This window comes from Bradyrhizobium sp. 26S5 (assembly GCF_036923295.1).
GTDB classification, from domain to species: Bacteria; Pseudomonadota; Alphaproteobacteria; order Rhizobiales; family Xanthobacteraceae; genus Bradyrhizobium; species Bradyrhizobium septentrionale.
Genome location: NZ_CP145948.1, coordinates 1,991,765 through 2,010,580 on the forward strand (window position 1 = coordinate 1,991,765; position 18,816 = coordinate 2,010,580).

Annotated in this window: 16 protein-coding genes and 1 pseudogene; 10 read left to right on the forward strand and 7 right to left on the reverse strand. The window is 57.8% G+C overall.

The genetic code is table 11. The features are described 5' to 3' along the window. Nucleotides 1-5 precede the first annotated feature (5 nt). On the reverse strand, nucleotides 6-920 hold the full coding sequence (locus V5279_RS09415; protein ID WP_338696675.1) for a LysR substrate-binding domain-containing protein: 915 nt from the start codon (nucleotides 918-920) through the stop codon (nucleotides 6-8). 215 nt (nucleotides 921-1,135) lie between these two features. On the opposite strand from V5279_RS09415, the gene V5279_RS09420 reads away from it, so the two are divergent. Both V5279_RS09420 and V5279_RS09425 read left to right on the forward strand, forming a co-directional pair. Continuing rightward, nucleotides 1,136-2,272 carry a hypothetical protein gene (locus V5279_RS09420; protein ID WP_414645911.1) on the forward strand — a complete coding sequence of 379 codons (1,137 nt, stop codon included), beginning with the start codon at nucleotides 1,136-1,138 and terminating at the stop codon, nucleotides 2,270-2,272. A gap of 50 nt (nucleotides 2,273-2,322) precedes the next feature. After that, nucleotides 2,323-3,594: an alkaline phosphatase family protein gene (locus tag V5279_RS09425; protein WP_338696677.1), complete on the forward strand. Its 1,272-nt coding sequence runs from the start codon at nucleotides 2,323-2,325 to the stop codon at nucleotides 3,592-3,594. Nucleotides 3,595-3,909: 315 nt separating this feature from the next. Here V5279_RS09425 and V5279_RS09430 read toward each other — a convergent pair whose 3' ends face one another. Both V5279_RS09430 and V5279_RS09435 read right to left on the reverse strand, forming a co-directional pair. Further along, a complete protein-coding gene (locus tag V5279_RS09430; protein ID WP_338696679.1) occupies nucleotides 3,910-4,122 on the reverse strand; it encodes a hypothetical protein in 213 nt (70 codons plus the stop codon). Between the two features lie 117 nt (nucleotides 4,123-4,239). Next, nucleotides 4,240-5,145, reverse strand: a complete 906-nt coding sequence (locus V5279_RS09435) for a LysR family transcriptional regulator (protein ID WP_338696681.1) — start codon at nucleotides 5,143-5,145, stop codon at nucleotides 4,240-4,242. Between the two features lie 379 nt (nucleotides 5,146-5,524). On the opposite strand from V5279_RS09435, the pseudogene gcl reads away from it, so the two are divergent. From gcl to V5279_RS09455, 4 genes and pseudogenes are all read left to right on the forward strand, one after another. Next, nucleotides 5,525-7,316 (forward strand): annotated as a pseudogene (gene gcl / locus V5279_RS09440) (glyoxylate carboligase). A gap of 11 nt (nucleotides 7,317-7,327) precedes the next feature. Beyond that, nucleotides 7,328-8,107, forward strand: a complete 780-nt coding sequence (hyi, locus tag V5279_RS09445) for a hydroxypyruvate isomerase (RefSeq protein ID WP_338696683.1) — start codon at nucleotides 7,328-7,330, stop codon at nucleotides 8,105-8,107. A gap of 12 nt (nucleotides 8,108-8,119) precedes the next feature. After that, nucleotides 8,120-9,007, forward strand: coding sequence for a 2-hydroxy-3-oxopropionate reductase (locus V5279_RS09450; protein ID WP_338696685.1), 888 nt, complete (start codon nucleotides 8,120-8,122; stop codon nucleotides 9,005-9,007). Nucleotides 9,008-9,066: 59 nt separating this feature from the next. Continuing rightward, on the forward strand, nucleotides 9,067-10,299 hold the full coding sequence (locus tag V5279_RS09455) for a glycerate kinase (protein ID WP_338701087.1): 1,233 nt from the start codon (nucleotides 9,067-9,069) through the stop codon (nucleotides 10,297-10,299). Nucleotides 10,300-10,506: 207 nt separating this feature from the next. On the opposite strand, the gene V5279_RS09460 is transcribed toward V5279_RS09455, so the two are convergent. Further along, a complete protein-coding gene (locus V5279_RS09460) occupies nucleotides 10,507-11,652 on the reverse strand; it encodes an MFS transporter (RefSeq protein WP_338696687.1) in 1,146 nt (381 codons plus the stop codon). A 696-nt stretch (nucleotides 11,653-12,348) separates the two neighbouring features. Here V5279_RS09460 and V5279_RS09465 point away from each other — a divergent pair. Continuing rightward, entirely contained in the window at nucleotides 12,349-13,692 is a 1,344-nt protein-coding gene (locus tag V5279_RS09465) for an MFS transporter (RefSeq protein ID WP_338696689.1), read from the forward strand. Nucleotides 13,693-14,029: 337 nt separating this feature from the next. Here the strand turns inward: V5279_RS09465 and V5279_RS09470 are convergent, their stop codons facing one another. Beyond that, a complete protein-coding gene (locus V5279_RS09470) occupies nucleotides 14,030-14,761 on the reverse strand; it encodes a DMT family transporter (RefSeq protein WP_338696691.1) in 732 nt (243 codons plus the stop codon). A 165-nt stretch (nucleotides 14,762-14,926) separates the two neighbouring features. Continuing rightward, nucleotides 14,927-15,829: an endonuclease/exonuclease/phosphatase family protein gene (locus V5279_RS09475; RefSeq protein WP_338696693.1), complete on the reverse strand. Its 903-nt coding sequence runs from the start codon at nucleotides 15,827-15,829 to the stop codon at nucleotides 14,927-14,929. 310 nt (nucleotides 15,830-16,139) lie between these two features. On the opposite strand from V5279_RS09475, the gene V5279_RS09480 reads away from it, so the two are divergent. Next, nucleotides 16,140-17,099: a LysR substrate-binding domain-containing protein gene (locus tag V5279_RS09480; protein ID WP_338696695.1), complete on the forward strand. Its 960-nt coding sequence runs from the start codon at nucleotides 16,140-16,142 to the stop codon at nucleotides 17,097-17,099. Nucleotides 17,100-17,116: 17 nt separating this feature from the next. Next, nucleotides 17,117-17,500, forward strand: a complete 384-nt coding sequence (locus V5279_RS09485) for an FCD domain-containing protein (protein WP_338696697.1) — start codon at nucleotides 17,117-17,119, stop codon at nucleotides 17,498-17,500. A gap of 160 nt (nucleotides 17,501-17,660) precedes the next feature. On the opposite strand, the gene V5279_RS09490 is transcribed toward V5279_RS09485, so the two are convergent. Further along, nucleotides 17,661-17,861 (reverse strand): DUF4760 domain-containing protein, encoded by a 201-nt coding sequence (locus V5279_RS09490; RefSeq protein ID WP_338696699.1) that lies wholly within the window; start codon nucleotides 17,859-17,861, stop codon nucleotides 17,661-17,663. 387 nt (nucleotides 17,862-18,248) lie between these two features. Between V5279_RS09490 and V5279_RS09495 the strand changes: the two genes are divergently transcribed. Next, the gene (locus V5279_RS09495) at nucleotides 18,249-18,503 is read left to right on the forward strand and encodes a hypothetical protein (protein WP_338696701.1); all 255 of its coding nucleotides are present in this window, start codon (nucleotides 18,249-18,251) and stop codon (nucleotides 18,501-18,503) included. Nucleotides 18,504-18,816 lie beyond the last annotated feature (313 nt).

An 18,816-nucleotide genomic window follows, 5' to 3' on the forward strand; every position in this document is an offset into this window, starting at 1 on the left:
TACTCTCATCGTTGGGGGCGATCGCTCGACTGCTTTGATTGGCTTCCCTCGGCGAGGACCCAGCTCAGAAAATTGCGGAGCAAAGGTGACTTATCGACATCGCAAGGTGTCAACGCGAAATAGCTTCTGCGTGGAACCTGTATGTCCATGAACGGTACGACGAGACGCTTCTGCTCGATGTCATCTCCCAGAACCGGAATGGGTCCGACCGCTAATCCGACACCATCCAGTGCAGCCTGAAGCGTGACGAAGAAATGGTCGAACGCTTGGCGTCGGACCGGAAACTCCCCCGCATAGCTTGCCGCATCCAGCCAACTCTCCCAATCGCCTGGTCGAGTGTCTGTGGAAAGAAGGGTATGTTCCGAAATGTCGGAGATCTTGCGTAGCGGCTTTCGTTTTAGCAGGGTTGGCGATGCGACGAGAGTGTTGCTCTCTTTTAGAAACTCAAGCGCATCGTACTGATCCCAGTTCTCGGGACCTCTCCTAATGATGACGTCGAAATGACCGGTTAACGTGTGATCCGTCGTTGTAGATGTCGATACGCAGATCTCGGCTCGAGGCCGCTGCTCGTAGAACTTCGAAAGGCGCGGAATAAGCCATCGCATCGCGAAAGTGGCAGGCGCACATATCTGTAGCACGCTGCTCGACGTCGAAGATCCGAATCGTCGCGACGATTCGGCAATCTGATCGAGCGCGTTACTGATCTCCCGTGCATATGCCCTTCCATGTGGGGTTGGCAACATTCTTTGTCCCGATCTGCGGAACAACTGGCGGCCTAGCCAGACCTCGAGAGCTTGTATCTGTTTGCTGACGGCGCCGTGCGTCACGCCGAGTTCTGTTGCCGCGGCCGTAAAACTTCCGGCGCGAGCAGCTACCTCGAATGCACGCAAAGCAGATAGCGGAGGCAAGCGACGGGCCATACGTGAAAATAACTCACGATGAGTGGTACCACAAGTCGTTTGTGGCAGAAGCCCGGGCCCGATAGTTTGGGTCGCCTACCGCAAAGCGATTGGGCTTTGCGTCAACATGGCGTCGAACTCGAGGAAGTTTCGCCTACTCGCGCGGTCGAGGACAAGTGCATTAAGCGAACTGACCGACGACGTGTCAAAAGGATAAAGCATTGCGGGAGGTGTTCATGTTGTCGAGGCGCATCCGCGCACGTTCCGGACTAGCGGGCTTGATTTCCGCCTGTGTCGCTACCGCATCCCTTCTCGCTCTTCTTGTGCCTGCCTTGGCTGGAGACGTCCCCTCGTTCGCAGTTGATCCCTCTTGGCCGAAGCCGTTACCAAACAGCTGGATCCTCGGCCAAGTCAGCGGCATCACTGTCGATTGGCAGGGGCATGTCTGGATCATCCATCGCCCCGGCTCCCTGACCGACGACGAGAAAGGCGCGGGCCTTAATCCGCCGCGTTCGAAATGCTGCATCTCGGCGCCGCCGGTGCTCGAGTTCGATTCCGAAGGCAATCTGTTGCGATCTTGGGGCGGTCCCGGTGACGGCTATCAATGGGTTGGCCGCGAGCATGGCATCGAGGTGGATGAGCGCGGGTTCGTCTGGATCGGTGGCAACGCTGATAGTGACAACGCGATCCTGAAATTCACCTTGGACGGAAAGTTCGTTTCGCAGATTGGTTCGATCGCGCCGAGTAAGGGCAGCAACGATACGACGCAGCTAGGGAAGCCCGCGGAGACTGCGATCGACAAGGAGGCCAACGAAATCTACGTAGCCGACGGATACGGCAATCGCCGCGTCATCGTGTTCGATGCCACGACGGGTGCCTACAAGCGGCACTGGGGCGCCTACGGCAACAAGCCGGATGATGCCAAGCAGCCGCCCTACGACCCCAAGGCGCCCGTGTCGCAGCAATTCGGCAACCCGGTGCATTGTGTGAAGATCGCCAATGATGGATTGGTCTATGTCTGCGATCGCATCAACAACCGCATCCAGGTGTTCCGGAAGGACGGCAGCTTCGTGAAGGAATTCTTCTACGAGAAAAAGACGCTCGGCAACGGCGCGGTCTTTGACCTCGCGCTATGGCCGGATCCGAAGCAGACCTATTTGCTCACCGCGGACGGCGAGAATAATGAAATCCGAATCGTCAAGCGCGACGACGGAACCGTGGTAAGTAGTTTCGGCCGCAACGGCCGCAACGCCGGCCAATTCCACTGGGTACACGCGATGGCCGTTGATGCCGCGGGCAATATCTACACCGCGGAGGTCGACACCGGAAAGCGTATACAGAAATTCAGGTTGACCTCGGGTGCGCTCAAATAGGTTCAGGCGTGCGAGAAAGGGCTCGGCGGTCGAGAGAGCGAGAGGTGCGAATGTCTAAAGGGCCTAAAGCGATCATTGTGGTTTGCGATAGTCTGCGTCGCGATCTTCTGGGTAGTGCAACGCCGACCTTGCGTAAATTCGCCGAAACTGCGACTTCCTTCGTCTCGCATAGGGCGATTTTTCCATCGGCGACCCGCGTGACATCGGCCTCGATCGCGACGGGATGCACTCCTGGCCGACATGGCCTGCACGGCAACATGATGGCTCTCGACGACGGGGAGGGACCCGTCGCGTATTCAGTAGGGAAGCCGGACTTCGTAGATCGGCTACGGAAAATGACCGGCCGCACGCTCAGATGCCCGACCCTAGCCGAGCGGGTCTCGGACAGGGGCCGCGCGGTCATATTCTCGAACGTTTCGCCAGGCGCGGCATATTTTCAGGATCCCAACGGGTTTGGGTATGTCTATCATCGGGCAGGATCGTTCGGACCAGGTAGGGTGCGCTTGCCGGATGAGCAAGGCCTTGCGATTAGCTCGGGGGTCGCCGGCGATCGGGAGATGACGGAACGATTCTGCCGGCATCTCCGATCAAGGGAGTTTTCGCTGCTATCCGTACTATGGCAATCGGAGCCAGATTGGACCGCTCACCACCATCCGCTCGGCTCGCCCACCCATTTGGCTGCGATCCGATCGGCTGACGATAATGTCGAACGTGTGCTCAATGCAGTAAGACTTGCCTCGGTCTCGGAGGACGAACTTTTGATGGTCATCTGTTCCGATCATGGCAACGAAACCATCAGACGGCAAATCGACGTGAACAAGGAACTCGCTAAGGCCGGTTTTAAGGCGGAGGCCTCCTCGCGCGATATTGTGGCGGCGTCCCAGGGCACGGCAGCATTGATCTATTTCTCACGGCCAGCGCTGCAGAAGGCGGCTGACGTCGTCGCGTATCTTAACGATCAGGACTGGGCCGGCGCGGTCTATGCCGGTGAAGATCTGCGCAAGATCGGGATGGAGCCTGAAGGCGGATTGTGGATTGCAATATCCATGGCGGCGAGCGACGGAAAAAATAGCTTTGGTGTTACTGGATTTTCTGACTTGGCGGTCAATCCCGAGTACGCTGAGGACGTCAGAGGGTTCGGAAATCATGGCGGACTTGGGCCCAATGAAAGTCAACGGCCATTTCTCATGATAAAAGGGCCCGGATTTGCCCCGGGAGAAGTTAGATCTGAGCCGACATCGCCGCTGGACATAGCCCCGACCGTGCTTCGCCATCTCGGGCTTGAAGTGAGTGGGATGGACGGCATGGCATTGCAGCAATAGAACCATTGCATTTTTAGCGCGGCAACGGCGGTGCTGATGGTGTCGCTTGCGTGCAGCCAAATCGGCGGTCTGAAAGCCGCTTTAGCGATGGTCTTGCAAGCCAAGCTCAATAGCGCGGTCACCCTCTGTCCGCGGCAGGGCGCCCGGATGATCTCGCCAACAAGCGGGGTTGATCGGCGCTCTCTTGAACGATGGTCAAGTGCGTGCGCAATAATCAGCAACATGGAGCCGGGTCTCGGCCAAACTTACCTCGGAAGGCGGCTGCGGGAATCCCTAGCTTCGCCTCCAACTCCGAGTAAGTTCGCCACGAACTGATTATATCTCGTATCGTCCATACCCACGGGACCAGCCGTAGCGAATCAACTGTTGAAGCTCGACCATGGACTGACGGTTTCCGGCCGCATCTGTTTGATGCTCAGGAACGAGGGCAAGCTCTAAGACAACTGCCTCGTTCCGGGCGCTCATGCTTTGAATTACGCCAGCCTCTCCGAGTGTTTTTAGTGCCTCTAGAATATCCTTGGATGCCATTCGATTGCTCCTGCAGGAGTAACTCGATTGCTTGTCGCAGACATACGAGATCAAAAGAATAGCGAGAGTGCGATATGATCTATTCGGCAACGGAATAAGGAGTGCAGAAGCTGCCACTCAGGTCGTGGTCCACCATTGGTCTCGAAATCGTGGCTTCAAGAAGTCGATCAGCGAAAGGACCCCGTTCGGCACCATTTTAGGGGAGGGGAATACCGCATGAAGCTCTTGGTCTGGCAATAGATAGTCCGTCAGGATCTGCACGAGCCGGCCGTCCAGAAGCGCCTCGTTAGCGACGTAGCAGGGCAATATAGCGATACCCAAGCCGTTTTCAGCAGCGATAAGCAAGGTCGAGAGATTGTTGGATCGCATTCGTCCTTGGACAAAAATCGACGAATGTACACCGGTAACACCCCGGAGATGCCAAACGGCATCGCCCTGTACGCTGCTGTAAACGATACAGTCATGGCTAGCCAGTTCAGTTGGCTCGGCGGGCTGGCCACGGTTTGCGACGTATTCGGGTGAAGCAACCATGATCCATGGGTTGCGGCCCAAGTATCGTCCGCCAAGGGAAGAATCCGCCAAGCGTCCCATACGCAAAGCCAGATCGATGCCTTGCGATACAAGATCGACGTATTTGTCGTCACAGCTGAGATCGACGCGAAGCCCGGGATTTCCGCTCATGAACTCGATTAGCATGGGAGCGACAATGCGGCGCCCGAACGCAACGGATGTCGATATGCGAAGGGTTCCTTCAAGGCGAGCCTGGCGCCTGTTAATTATGCTCTCGGCTTCCGACAATTCGTGAAGCGCGGCCTTGCATTTCTCATAGTAGAGTTCGCCCAGTTCCGTCAGGCTAATCCCACGCGTATTACGATTGAGAAGCCGCACCTTTAGGTGCGTTTCGAGCTCTGCGATATTTTTTGTGACCGTTGATTGCGAAATTATCAGGTCGGCGGCTGCTTTTGAAAAGCTGCCCAATTCTACAACCCTCACAAAGACACGAAGCTCGCGTAGTCGATCCATGATTATCGCGCATACATGTGTGGGGGCCCGCAGTTTGACTATCTTGAGTGCGTTGCAGGAGAGTTGCGTTGCCTGGGTGTCACTACACAATTAACGGCAATCCGTATGAGAATCAAAGGGGCTTGGCGCGTCCTATGCGCGATGATTGAGAGCCGGACTGAGGTGTAGATAGCGATTGATCGGGATGCCTAGAGGTCTCTGAGACCAGGCCAAGACGAAAGGATCGGAGCTATTTCGCCAAGCGAACGAAAATGTCGTTCGCACAATGCGATAGAAGCATCTTTCCTGATTGGAATAACTGATATCGACAGACAGAGGTTCGCAACATCGGATCAATGGGCCAGCTTGCACAAAGAGCAAAAGTGACAGGACGAGTCCCATGGGTAAGATGCGGGCGGTTGATGCAGCCGTGCGAATTCTGGAGAAGGAAGGGCATTTCAACCGCCTTCGGCGTTCCCGGGGCCGCGATCAATCCGCTTTATTCAGCACTTAAGACGCGCGGATCGATCAAGCACATCCTGGCGCGGCATGTGGAAGGCGCCTCGCACATGGCCGAGGGCTATACGCGCGCCAAGGCCGGCAATATCGGCGTCTGCATCGGCACCTCGGGGCCGGCCGGCACCGATATGATCACCGGGCTCTATTCGGCCATCGCCGATTCCATTCCGATCCTCTGCATCACCGGGCAGGCGCCGCGCGCCCGCCTCTACAAGGAGGATTTCCAGGCCGTCGACATCGAGTCGATAGCCAAGCCCGTGACCAAATGGGCGGTGACGGTGCGCGAGCCGGCGCTGGTGCCGCGCGTGTTCAGCCAGGCCTTTCACGTCATGCGTTCAGGCCGGCCGGGACCGGTGCTGATCGATATGCCGCTCGACGTGCAGCTCGCCGAGATCGAGTTCGACGACGAGACCTATGAGCCGCTGCCCGTCTACAAGCCGACCGCGACGCGCAAGCAGGTCGAGAAGGCGTTGGAGATGCTCAATGTCGCCGAGCGTCCGCTGATCGTGGCGGGCGGCGGCATCATCAATGCTGACGCCTCGGATCTGCTGGTTGAATTCGCCGAGATCGCCAACGTGCCTGTCGTCCCGACGCTGATGGGGTGGGGTGCGATCCCCGACGATCACGTGCTGATGGCCGGCATGGTCGGCCTTCAGACCAGCCACCGCTATGGCAACGCTACGCTGCTGGAATCCGACTTCGTGCTCGGCATCGGCAACCGCTGGGCCAACCGTCACACCGGCTCGGTCGAGACCTACACCAAGGGCCGCACATTCGTGCATGTCGACATCGAACCGACCCAGATCGGGCGCGTGTTCAATCCTGATCTTGGCATCGTCTCGGACGCCAAGGCCGCGCTCGAGCTCTTCGTTGCCGTCGCCAGGGAGTGGCGCCGGTCAGGCAGGCTCCGCGAGCGCCAGGCGTGGCCCGCTGCCTGCCGCGATCGCAAGAAGACCATGCTGCGCAAGAGCCATTTCGACAATGTTCCGATCAAGCCGCAGCGCGTCTATGAGGAGATGAACAAGGCGTTCGGTCGCGACACCACCTATGTCACCGTGATCGGCCTGTCGCAGATCGCAGGCGCGCAGTTCCTTGGCGTCTACAAGCCGCGCAACTGGATCAATGCCGGCCAGGCGGGGCCTCTCGGCTGGACATTGCCGGCGGCGCTCGGCGTGCGTGCGGCATGCCCGGATCGCGAGATCGTCGCGCTGTCCGGCGATTACGACTTCCAGTTCCTGATCGAGGAGCTTGCGGTCGGGGCGCAGTTCAATCTGCCCTACATCCACGTCGTCGTGAACAATTCCTATCTCGGTCTGATCCGCCAGGCCCAGCGCGGCTTTGAGATGGACTATCACGTCCAGCTCTCCTTCGAGAACATCAACGCGCCGGAGATCGGCGCCTACGGCGTCGACCATGTCGCGGTCGCCGAAGGCCTTGGCTGCAAGGCGATCCGCGTCACCGATCCCAAGGATACACAGGCCGCATTCGCGACCGCGCGCGAACTGATGGCGAAGCACCGCGTGCCTGTCGTCGTCGAGTTCATCCTCGAGCGCGTCACCAATATCGCGATGGGCACCGAGATTGACAACATCGTCGAGTTCGAGGAGGTGCTGGACCTGCCACTCGATGAGGTCGAGCGGGCGCGGCCGGGCGTGTTGCAGCCGGCGGAATAGGGGAGAGCATCATGCCGAAATTCGCCGCCAACCTCACCATGCTTTTCAACGAGATGCCGTTCGTCGACCGCTTTGCTGCGGCGAAGGCGGCGGGCTTTTCAGGGGTCGAGTATCTCTTTCCCTATGATTTCGACAAGGCGCTGCTGCGCGAGCAGCTGGAAGCCCACGGCTTGACGCAGGTGCTTCACAATCTGCCGGCCGGCAACTGGGCGGGGGGCGAGCGCGGAATTGCGATCCTGCCCGATCGCACCGCCGAATTCCGCGACGGCGTGTTCCGCGCCATCGACCACGCCAAGGCGCTCGACTGCGACCAGCTCAACTGCCTCGTCGGCATCGCGCCTGCCGATGCCGATCCGCGCGAGCTGAACGAAACGCTGGTCGGAAACTTGCGGTTTGCGGCCTCCACATTGGCGCGGGAGCACATCAAGCTCCTGGTCGAACCGATCAACACGCTCGATATTCCCGGCTTCTATCTCAACGGTACCGAGCAGGCGGTGCGGCTCATCTCCGAGGTGCGATCGAACAATCTGTATATCCAGTACGACATCTATCACATGCAGATCATGGAGGGTGATCTCGCCCGCACCATGCAGGAGTATCTTCCCCAGATTGCGCATGTCCAGCTCGCCGACAATCCCGGCCGCCACGAGCCCGGCACCGGCGAGATCAACTATCCGTTCCTATTTCGTCACCTCGAAGCGATCGGCTACCGCGGCTGGATTGGCTGTGAATACAAGCCTCGCGCTTCGACGTCGGACAGTTTGTCTTGGTACGCCGCACTTGAGGCCTGAGGAAAGAGCGACATGATTAAAGTTGGCTTTATTGGGTTGGGGACGATGGGACGGCCAATGGCCCTTCATCTCCTGGCTGCGGGTTACAAGCTGTTCTTGCAGGATGTGGGCTCTATTGCTTCTGAGTTGATCGCCGCCGGGGGCATTCCCTGCAATTCGGCAAAGGAGGTGACCGAGCAGGCGGACGCGGTAATCATCATGGTGCCGGATACGCCGCATGTCGAAGCCGTGCTGTTCGGCAAGGACGGCGTCGCGGGCGGCATCTCCAAGGGCAAGATCATCGTCGACATGAGCTCGATCTCGCCGCTTGCGACGAAGGAGTTTGCAAAACGGATCGAAGCGCTCGGTGCTGATTATCTCGACGCACCTGTATCCGGAGGGGAGGTTGGCGCCAAGGCGGCGAGCCTCACCATCATGGTGGGTGGACCCGAGCGCGCCTTCAACACCATGAAGCCGATCTTCGACAAGATGGGCAAGAACGTCAACCGGGTGGGAGCCAACGGCGATGGTCAAACCACAAAGGTCGCTAACCAAATCATCGTCGCGTTGACGATCGAAGCAGTAGGCGAAGCGTTGCTGTTTGCGTCGAAGGCCGGCGCCGATCCGGCGCTGGTACGGCAAGCATTGATGGGAGGGTTTGCTTCATCGCGAATCCTCGAAGTGCATGGCGAGCGAATGGTCAACCGCAACTTCGATCCAGGCTTTCGAATCGAGTTGCATCAAAAGGATCTCAATCTGGCACTCGAAGGAGCTCGATCGTTAGGCATATCGTTGCCGTGCACTGCGTTGGCGCAACAACTATTCAATGCGTGTGTCGCCCAAGGCGGGCGCGCTTGGGACCACTCCGCGATGGTTCGTGCGTTGGAAGTAGCTGCCAGTTACCAGATCGCTGGTAAGTGAGAGGCAATAGCAATTTCGAAATGCCGATGTGGGAATATCGAGAAGCGCTTCATCGAATAATGCGGTCGGCTATCGCCGCCTCGGATCCCGTAAAGGGTGTCCTCGCGCATCTGCCAAAAGCTCCTGTCGGACGAACGGTCGTAGTCGGAGCAGGGAAGGCAGCTGCAGCAATGGCGGCGGCCATCGACAAACATTGGTCGGGATCGCTGGGAGGCGTGGTGATCACGCGGTACGGACACGGGACCGCCTGTGAACGGATCAAGGTTATTGAGGCGGGGCACCCAATTCCTGACGAGGCCGGAGAGCGAGGGGCCCGGGAGATTCTGCAAGCCGTCAGCGGCTTGTCTTCCGATGACCTCGTCATCGCTCTTATTTCTGGAGGCGGATCCGCCCTTCTTTCCTTACCGCGTGCCGGCATAACTCTCCGAGAGAAGCAGGCGATCACGGGCCATTTGCTGAAGAGCGGCGCAGGTATCGCGGAAATCAATACGGTTCGAAAACATATCTCAGCGGTAAAAGGTGGAAGATTAGCCCGAGCGGCTGCTCCTGCATCGATTGTCACCCTTCTGGTATCCGATATCCCGGGAGATGATGCCGCTGCGATCGCCTCAGGGCCAACGTTGCCGGATCGAACGACGCAATCAGAGGCATTAGAGATCCTCGAGAGATATGGGATCGATATTCCAGAGTCGGTCCGAAACTACCTTGTTGAGGCGCCGTCGGAGACGATCAAGCCGGGTGATGCTCCACCATCCTCTCGATATGCAGTTGTCGCGTCGGCTAAATTGGCTTTAGGTGCGGCAGCACGAGCGGCCCGCGATGAAGGATTTACACCTTTGGTCCTAGGTGACTGGATCGAAGGAGAGGCAAGAGAGGTCGGTGCCGTTCATGCCGGCATTGCTCTGTCCTGTGCGGAGAATGGCGAGCCGATCGAGTTCCCTTGCGCAATTATCTCGGGCGGTGAAACGAGCGTTACCGTTCGTGGAGACGGCAGGGGAGGCCGCAACGCTGAATTTCTCGCTGGTCTAGCGCTAGGACTTCGGGGCCATCCTGGAGTTGCGGCACTTGCCGTCGATTCCGACGGCATCGATGGAAGCGAAGATAACGCTGGAGCGGTTGTTCTACCAGATACTCTTGAACGTGCCGCGTCGCTGGGTATCGATCTGCGCCGGTCCTTGGCAAACAATGACTGCTATACAGCATTTAGTGCCTTGGGTGACCTGGTCGTAACTGGGCCCACGCGCACGAATGTGAACGATATCCGTATCGTCTTAGTGTTCGGACGAAGCTGAATCGCCAAAGGTGGGCTTGGCGGTCTCAAATGCGTGTCCTCCGGGTTTGCGATGCCAGTCGCGAGCCGACCGCCTCGATTTCTGTTTCGAGGCGGCCAAGAGAACAAGTGGCGGATCTCTCATCGAAGGTGCGCTCCAGCGCGAAGTTGGGCCTGGCGCCGCTACCACGCGTAGATGTTCATCCTGAAGAAAGCAAACGGCCGAACCTCACAAGGATTGGTGCCGGTCGGATAGATGGCGATCTAGCGCAAATGCGAACGGTATAGTAGCGAGCGCTGTGATTGCGGTCGCCGCTACCGACCAGGAAGTTCCGACAGCATCTCCCAAAACACCGTACAGAGCGGGTGCCAGGGCTCCTGTGCCACTGATGCCCGTGTAGAATAGCGCGAAGAAGTGTGCGGTCCGGCCCTGCGGGGAGATCTCCGGCACCGTGCCATACAGCACCGACGAAGTGCCGTTCAACAGGCTGCCAAGCAGCGGTAGGACGCATAGACCAAAAGTGAGCGGAAGCGCCAATACCAGGAGGATAGTCACGGCAGTGCCTGCTTCGGTTAGGATGACCGTACGAAGAACCCCAAATCGAGCTCCAACCCATCCGCAGGCGAACTTGCCTATTGCGCCTCCTGAGAAAATCATTGCAAAGGCTATTCCGATCGTCGGTAGCGTCGCGCCCTTGGTTTTCAGAACAAATGGTAGAAACGTCAGAAGACCTACGCGGACGGCCGCATCGAAGATGCCAATGAACAACAAATAGGTAAATCCCCGCTGGACCGACGTTCCTTCATGCGGCGCCGTTTCGGCGCGTCCAGTGGACGAATGCTTTGTCGTGCCGGGCATGAAAATCAGGATCGCGGCGACTACGGCGCAGCCTATGCCGGCTATCGACCACGCCGCAGATCTCCAGGATACGAGCATCATGAGAAAGGAAGCCGCAGCGGGTAACGCAACCTTTCCGAGGTCGCGGCTGAAATTATAGACGCGAAGCACTTGCCGCGCGTTGCCGGCAAAAGCTCGCGAGACCGCGGTTGAGCCGATTGGGTGCTGCACACTTGACCCTACACCGGACAGAACCAGCGCCGCACACAAACCAAGCATGCCGCTTGTGTAGCCGGCCGTCATGTAGCCCATTGCCGCCAAGGCTGTCCCAAGCGCGAGCGCAAGTCTGACACCGCAACGCTCACCCGCCAAACTTGAGGGCATTTGTAAGGTCGCCATGGTCGCGGAATAGATGCCCTTGAGTAATCCGAGAAATCCATAGCTGAGGCCAAACTCCACCTGCCAAACGGGCAAAAAGACGTAGACTGCGTCAGTGTAGCCGTCGTGCAATGCATGGACGAGCCCTGCAATCGTCAAAGTACGCCGCCTCGCCTCCTCAGCCGAGCCGCTGTTATCTGAGCTGGGCGCCGACGATGCTGAGTGAGACATTCGACGTCTTTCCAAGTCAAATCATTCGAAACCCGTTTCTACCTCAGTCTTGGTAGGCAGGTGCATAGATGGAATAAATGGCACCTACAAAATTCCGAATGGTTCACGGCGCCGCCGACAACCTGTCGTACGTCGTTGAGAGATAGCCAAGCAGGTTAACTCAATGACCGAGAGATGGCACCACGCAACTCCAGTTCAAATCATCTGCGTCGTAAGGGCGTTCGACGGGCTGCCTGCGCGCGCGTCCAGTTCTTCCAATCGTCGCTATTCCAACGACGGAAGGAGCGGGAGACGATGCTGACATGCCGGGTCACGCGGCGGCGTTCTCCATGATCTGGATGAGCGTCTCAATGACGTTGGCGTCTATCCCTATGGTCGCGTCCAGACCGCGCTCTTGAGAGTTAACCAGCGATACATCGCCACGTTATGTCGTTCTCGTCATCCGTTGCCGGGCCGATCGCTTTGTGGAGAGAGGAGACGTGTTCGGCCATAGAAAATTGCAATACTTAGAGAGAAAATTTCAATTGGACCGAAGAGAGGAAAGTCACGCAGCATAACCGTTCTGGGACAGGTCGCTAAGCAAAAACAGATTGCGGCCGGAAACGTTACCTGAAGAGGGAAACTATGGCGGCAATCGAACAGTCGACTTTGAAGAAGGTCACCAAGCACATCATTCCATTCATTGGATTGTTGTATTTTGCGGCGTTCATTGACCGGACGAACGTGGGCTTCGCGGCGCTGCAGATGAACAGAGACTTGGGGTTTTCGGCGTACGTCTATGGATTGGGGGCAGGCATATTCTTTGCGGGATATTGTTTATTCGAAGTCCCCAGCAATCTCATATTGCATCGCGTTGGTGCGCGCCGGTGGATTGCGCGCATCATGATCACTTGGGGTATCTTGGCAGGAGCGATGGCATTCGTGACCACGCCGATGCAATTCTACGTCGTGAGGTTTCTCCTGGGCGTCGCTGAAGCGGGCTTCTTTCCCGGCATCATCTATTATCTGACCCATTGGGTCCCGGCGTCGCATCGGGCGAAACTGGTCGCTGCCTTCATGACAGCGATACCGATTTCAACCGCGGTCGGCGGTCCTATCTCTAGCGCAATACTATCGATGGACGGACTTCTGGGCTTTGCGGGCTGGCAATGGCTGTTTTTAATCGAAACGGTTCCGTCCTTGCTCCTCGGTTTCGTCGTTCTTGCTTATCTACGTGACACTCCGAAAGAGGTCAGCTGGCTGTCCCGCGAGGAGCGCGAATGGTTGACTTCCACACTGGAGCGGGAGACGACAGCGCGAAACTCCACTCATGGTCTCGTGATGCTATCGGCACTCGCAAGTCGGCGGGTGTTAGCCCTCAGCCTTTGCTATTTCGGCGTACAATTCGGCCAGTATGGATTGATACTGTGGATACCTCAAATCGTAAAAAATCTGGGCGTCAGCGGATCGGCGGTCGGATTTGTGGTTGCGATTCCATATGCGGTCGCGGCGGTCGGAATGGTCCTTTGGAGCCGCCACTCGGACGCTAAGAGAGAGCGAGTAGGACATATCGCGGTCGCGTCGATCTTGGCGTTCTCTGGGCTCGCTGCGAGTGCATTTCTAGCGGGATATCCAGCACTTTCCGTCCTCGCGATCACTGCAGGCGCCGTCGGGAACCTGGCCATTCTTCCGGTGTTCTGGACGCTGCCGGCTGCAATCCTGAGCGGTACCGCAGCGGCTGGAGGAATCGCACTGATCAACGCTTTGGGCAATGTGGGTGGGTTCGCCGGACCTTACGTGGTCGGCTGGATCAAGGACGCCACAGGCAGCTTTACTTATGGCTCCCTCGCGATGGCCGCTGGTTTTCTGCTCACGGGAATCATCGCGTTGCTGATTGGCCACGATGGGGCATCAGAGCATTCAAGTGTGGGACAAGCAGCCAAAGGACCTCCATTTGGATCGAAGAGCGAGACCAGCGTGGGTCATTGAACTTCGGATGAATAAAGGTCCGGTCGAGGATCGTTGTGAGCGCCACAAGAAGTTTAGCAGTCGGAGGCACGCATACTTCGGTATGCCGTTCTAAAGGATCCGACTCGGTTCGGCACCCTAGAAAACCTCCCGGGGTTGCCATCTCTGGCCCGCCGCCTTGCAAGCGGCGGGCCCTTTCTCGCGCTGGTTTTCGGACGGTTGAAGTTCGATCGGTGTGGTGGCCGCTCGATGGCAACGCTCGTTGAAACGAAGTGCACCGCTGCTTTTATGGGATGGAACGAGTGACGCCTCGCGCGTCGAATAGTGGCGGTCAACGTTGGAGCATGATTGAGGCCGGCTAATAGGCCAAACAGGCAGCTCCCATGGCGATAGCCAGACACGACACTATTCGACGGAAGGTCAGTGTTTCCATCAAGAACAATCGGCCGATGATTGCTGCGTAGACCACGCTTGTCTCGCGTAGCGCTGATACCGCACCCATCGCGTCGAACTGCAAGGCCCAGATTACAATGGTGTAGGCTACGATCGAGACGATGCCACCGATCAACGCCATCGACGTCTCGCCCTTGGTATAGAACGGCGGCCGTCCTCGCATGGCGAAGTAGATAGGCGGCATCGTGAGACCCCATAGCAAGAACATGGCGGTCGAATAGGCCAAGCTGTTCCCAGAAAGCCGCACTCCAATGCCGTCGACGACCGTGTAGGCTGCTATCAAGAGGCCAGTAGTTAGGGCCGCTGGCAGAAATTCTGCCCGAAGCGCTCCGCCTTGGAACGCGAGGGAGAGAATGCCGCCAGAGACCAACACGATTCCGACGGAAGCGACTACGCCGATCGTCTCGTGCGCAAAGACCGCCGCGCCTAACGCCACTAGGACGGGCGAGGAGCCGCGCGAGATAGCACACGTTTGCCCAAGATCACCGGAATGGTAGGTTCGCACGAGAGATAGATTGTAGCCGACATGGATGACTGCCGACGCAACGATATATGGCCAACTGGCGGCATGCGGCCATGGTACGAGGAATGCCGCGATTGCCGTGACGCACGTAACCGCGATCATCATCAGCGTCATCGACCATAGCCGATCCGGACCGCCGCGAAGCGCGGCGTTCCAACTCGCGTGTAGAATTGCCGCGCATGTCACCACAGCGAATACGAATGGCGTCATCTAATCACGTCAAGTTCGAGTACGATCGCCGCGGGCCGTCGAATAGTTGCTCGATGGAATTCGAGCACATCATCGTCCCTGCATGCGTGGGGCTATTTCGACATGAAACGGTTGATGGTCGGAACCGTCGGCGTCAGTATCGATGCGTGCGCGCTGCACGCAAGACGCCAGGGAAGGGGTAAGGAAGCAATAGTCGATGCGGATTCCTGTGCCTGCGGCGATATTCTCGTACAGCGTCACTCCATCGCCTTCGCCGTTTCCAGCTGCAACCCACGAATCAACGAAAGTATCGTATCCATTGAGGCGTTCCGCTTTGCGGAGGGGCCGAGTAGATCGAGGGCCGACGATAAGATCGTATTCGGCCTCCGTGGACGACAGATTGAAGTCGCCCAGCAAGATCGCGTCGCGCGGAGGCGCCGGTAGTGCTCTTTCATCCCAACCGTCGCGGAGATTGGTTCCGGAATCGACAGACCCTTCCGAAGGCGCGGCTTTGTGTATATCCAGCAGCCGTTTGATTTGGATCCCGCGTTGCTCTGCCGAGAGATGGCAAAGATGTGTTGAGTACACCCGGATCACGCCGTCCGGGGTCTCGATCGTTGCCTCGAGGGCGCCTCGCTGGAGCGTGTGTTGCGTCAGAGCACCGAACTTAGGAAAGAGATGATTCCGCACCGTCAGTATGGGGTACCGGGACAGGATCATGTTGCCGAATTGCCGTCGTCGATTGTCGACCCTGCCGCCGGTCGGGCGGTCGGCTTTGAGGATGTCGATGGTTGCGCCATATGCAACGAAATAGTCAGGAAGCAAACGCGCTAGTTCGGATGGTTGGTCGACATTGGCCGTTCTTTCCCACAGACGCTCGACTTCCTGTAGCCCGATGATATCTCCGCTTTTGATCGCATCAGCGATTCTGGCGATGTCGTATCTTCCGTCACGACCGCGACTGAACTGAATGTTGTAGGTGATTATCCTCATTTGGGCGTCCTGGATCTGGGGCAACGGAGGGCTGAAGCTCGGCGTCGCGGCGGGTAAGAAACTCGGTTCGGTTGCTGATGGCGTTGACTTGCGGCCGACGCTCTATTCCTGGCCTTTTCCGAGCTATGGACGGCCAAGGCTCCAGCGCCTTTCTCAAAAAAAACTGACGTGATCGCCCGGTATCGATCTCGCAATCTGAGAACTGCCGCTCATCGGGCAGGAACTGAAGCTGTTTCGAATATGTGACACTTGTGCGACATCGACAAACCATTAAAGTTGAGCTCTTCAGGTTAGTTAAAGTCACGCGAATATGTCCCCTAACCGCCGCTTACTACCTTCCTTGAATGCCCTTCGTGCCTTCGAGGCGGCCGCGCGCCTCGAAAGCTTCAAAGATGCTGCGGTAGAACTCGGAGTCACGCACGGTGCGATCAGCCGCCACGTGAGCCTGCTTGAAGAATGGCTGGGCCCACCAGTCTTATTCGCTAGGCTTAACCGCCGCCTTGAACTGACGCCCACAGGAGCTGCGTTGTTGGCCGAGGTGGGGCCGGCCTTGGATAGGCTTTCCGCAGCGGCTGGACGACATCGAGCCAGGGCTGGAAAATCCGCTCCGGCAGTATTGCGCGTTAACGCGCTCGCGACTTTCACGCTCCGCTGGCTATTGCCAAGGCTGGCAGGATTCCGCGACTTGCACCCAGAGATCGAGGTGCGTCTCTCCACGTCAAATGAGCCGGTGGACGCTCTGCACGAATCGCACGACCTGATAATTCGCGGTGGGCCGGACACATTCTACGGCTTCAGTTGCCGCCCATTTCTGACGGAGTATCGCGTTCCGGTCTGCAGCCCGACTTTGCTGAAACGGCTGCCGCTTAGGGAGGTAACGGATTTGCGGCAGCACACGTTACTCCATGCTTCAACGCTTCCGCGTGTTTGGGGCGACTGGCTCAGCGCGGCCGGTGCGCAAGATCTACAGCCTGCTGGCTCTCTCACTCTAGATCACTTCTACTTGACGCTTCAGGCCGCGCTCGACGGTCTGGGCGTGGCGATGGGACCCACGCCTCTCATAACAGACGACGTGGCGGCCGGCCGTTTGGTCGTCCCATTTTCCAGCCCGGTCCTCCCGACAAGGGGCTATCACACCTATCTGCCTGATGCTCGATCGCGGGATCGGTCGGTGACGGCCTTCTGCGCATGGCTAGTGGAAATGGGAAGGCTTGATGCCTCCGCCGACGCGTTTCGCTCGCGGGTTCGTCTGGAAAGCGGGCTAGTCTAGGAGGCGATCTTCACGCGATGTCTGCTCGAGGTGGGCGCGATGCGGTCAAAAGCGGATCACTGAACGAGCTGCTGCAGATCGAGGCCGACATGCGGTTTCACGCCTTTGTCAACGAACTCGCCGGCAATCCCTTGATCGGGGAAACCACGGCGCCGCACTGGCCTTATCTGCGCCGCGTGATGGGCGAGGTCCTTCGCGATGACGAGCAGATGCCCCAGTCTATTCTGAGCGAACATGTCGCCATCCTTGACGCGATCATCGCGGGCGACGGTGCGCGCGCAGAGGCACTGAGCCGCGAGCATATTTCTCGAGCTGCCAAGATTTTCGTCCAGCGGCTGCAGGCTCAACAGGATGCGTCCGAGAAGAAAATGCGGGAACGCCCCGCTCGACGGATCCGGTGATGCAGCGTCAGGTGCCAGCACATTCGTTGCTCAACGACGCTCGGGGTCGAATCCTTTCGAATGGAAATCGATTAGCGGTGACTATGTCTTTGGCGACAAGCGCATCGTACTGTTTGCTGTGCTTGGTGCATTCACGCCGGCGTGTTCGAAAGAATGCGGATTACGCATGATAGACCGCACATCTCGTTGCATAGCTGGCTAAGCAATACGAATAGCAGACCTCCGGGTCCAAGACTTCTTCACGAATGCCAACGGCGACCAGTTCATCGACGTTCAGATACTTTCGGATCGATAGATGGTGTTTGCGCGCCTGCTCGTCTGGACTGGTGCAGAAGCTCTCAGCACTGGAAGCCTCTTTCATCGCCGCAATTCCATTGTGGAAGTAGTCATACGCCGAAGGTCAAGGTCTACTACCGCTGTTCAACCCTGGTGCGCCACAGTGCATCGAAAGTATTCCCGTGTGTCGGCGTCGACTCTTCTGAATCTATCGGATCGCTAGGCTTTTCTATGAGGGCACTTGCAAGTTCTTCAGTGGGACGCCGCTGCGTCGAAACCTGCACAGGCCACTCCAGTAATGATTTTGAAAGCATGGGCTTGCCTTGGTACCAGCATTTTCGTCCGTCGACGAGGCGCCAAGACCAATACTCGTGCCGATTTGGTGGCATCGCGGCACTGCATTGTTGTTTCGCCTGCGCAGTTGGCGTTCCCCCTAACAAGAACGTAGTGATGCAAGCGGCCAAAGGAATTAATGGAAATTGTTTCGTCATCTGAGCACTCAGAGACTGCTTCGTTGCTGCAACCGGCTCACTGCAACTATCAAACCGGGCCGCTCAAGAACCTCCACCAACCTGTCGAGGATGCGCTCATTGTCGTGGGGGCGGGGCTGAAGGTATTCGTTCAGTATGCATTGGGCTTCGCTGACGGCCTGAAGAGCCAATTGTTGATCGGTCATCACTTCTTACCCATCGAATGGCTGGAACGTCGCAGCTTCGAAGAAGGATAAAACATCAAGTCGTCTTTTAGACTTATCCCATCAAATTTTATTTCAATGCGGAGCTGTCGCTTCGGATTGGTTCTTCCGGTCTGGATGCGAAATTAGGCAACGCGCCGCCAGAGGCTCGCGCTTTAGGCCACGGATACCAAAATTCAGCGGAAAGCGGTCGGGGGGAACGTTGGTGGCGGGGGTCTTCCCGAGCTAAGCGTCTGAACAGCCGCCTTCGGTTCAAACTGGCTACCGTTCCATTCCGACAAAGGGAAAACCCATTGCGGGTTCAATGCGGGTTGGGCGGCTCAGTTGTTGGAATGAGCGTTGATCT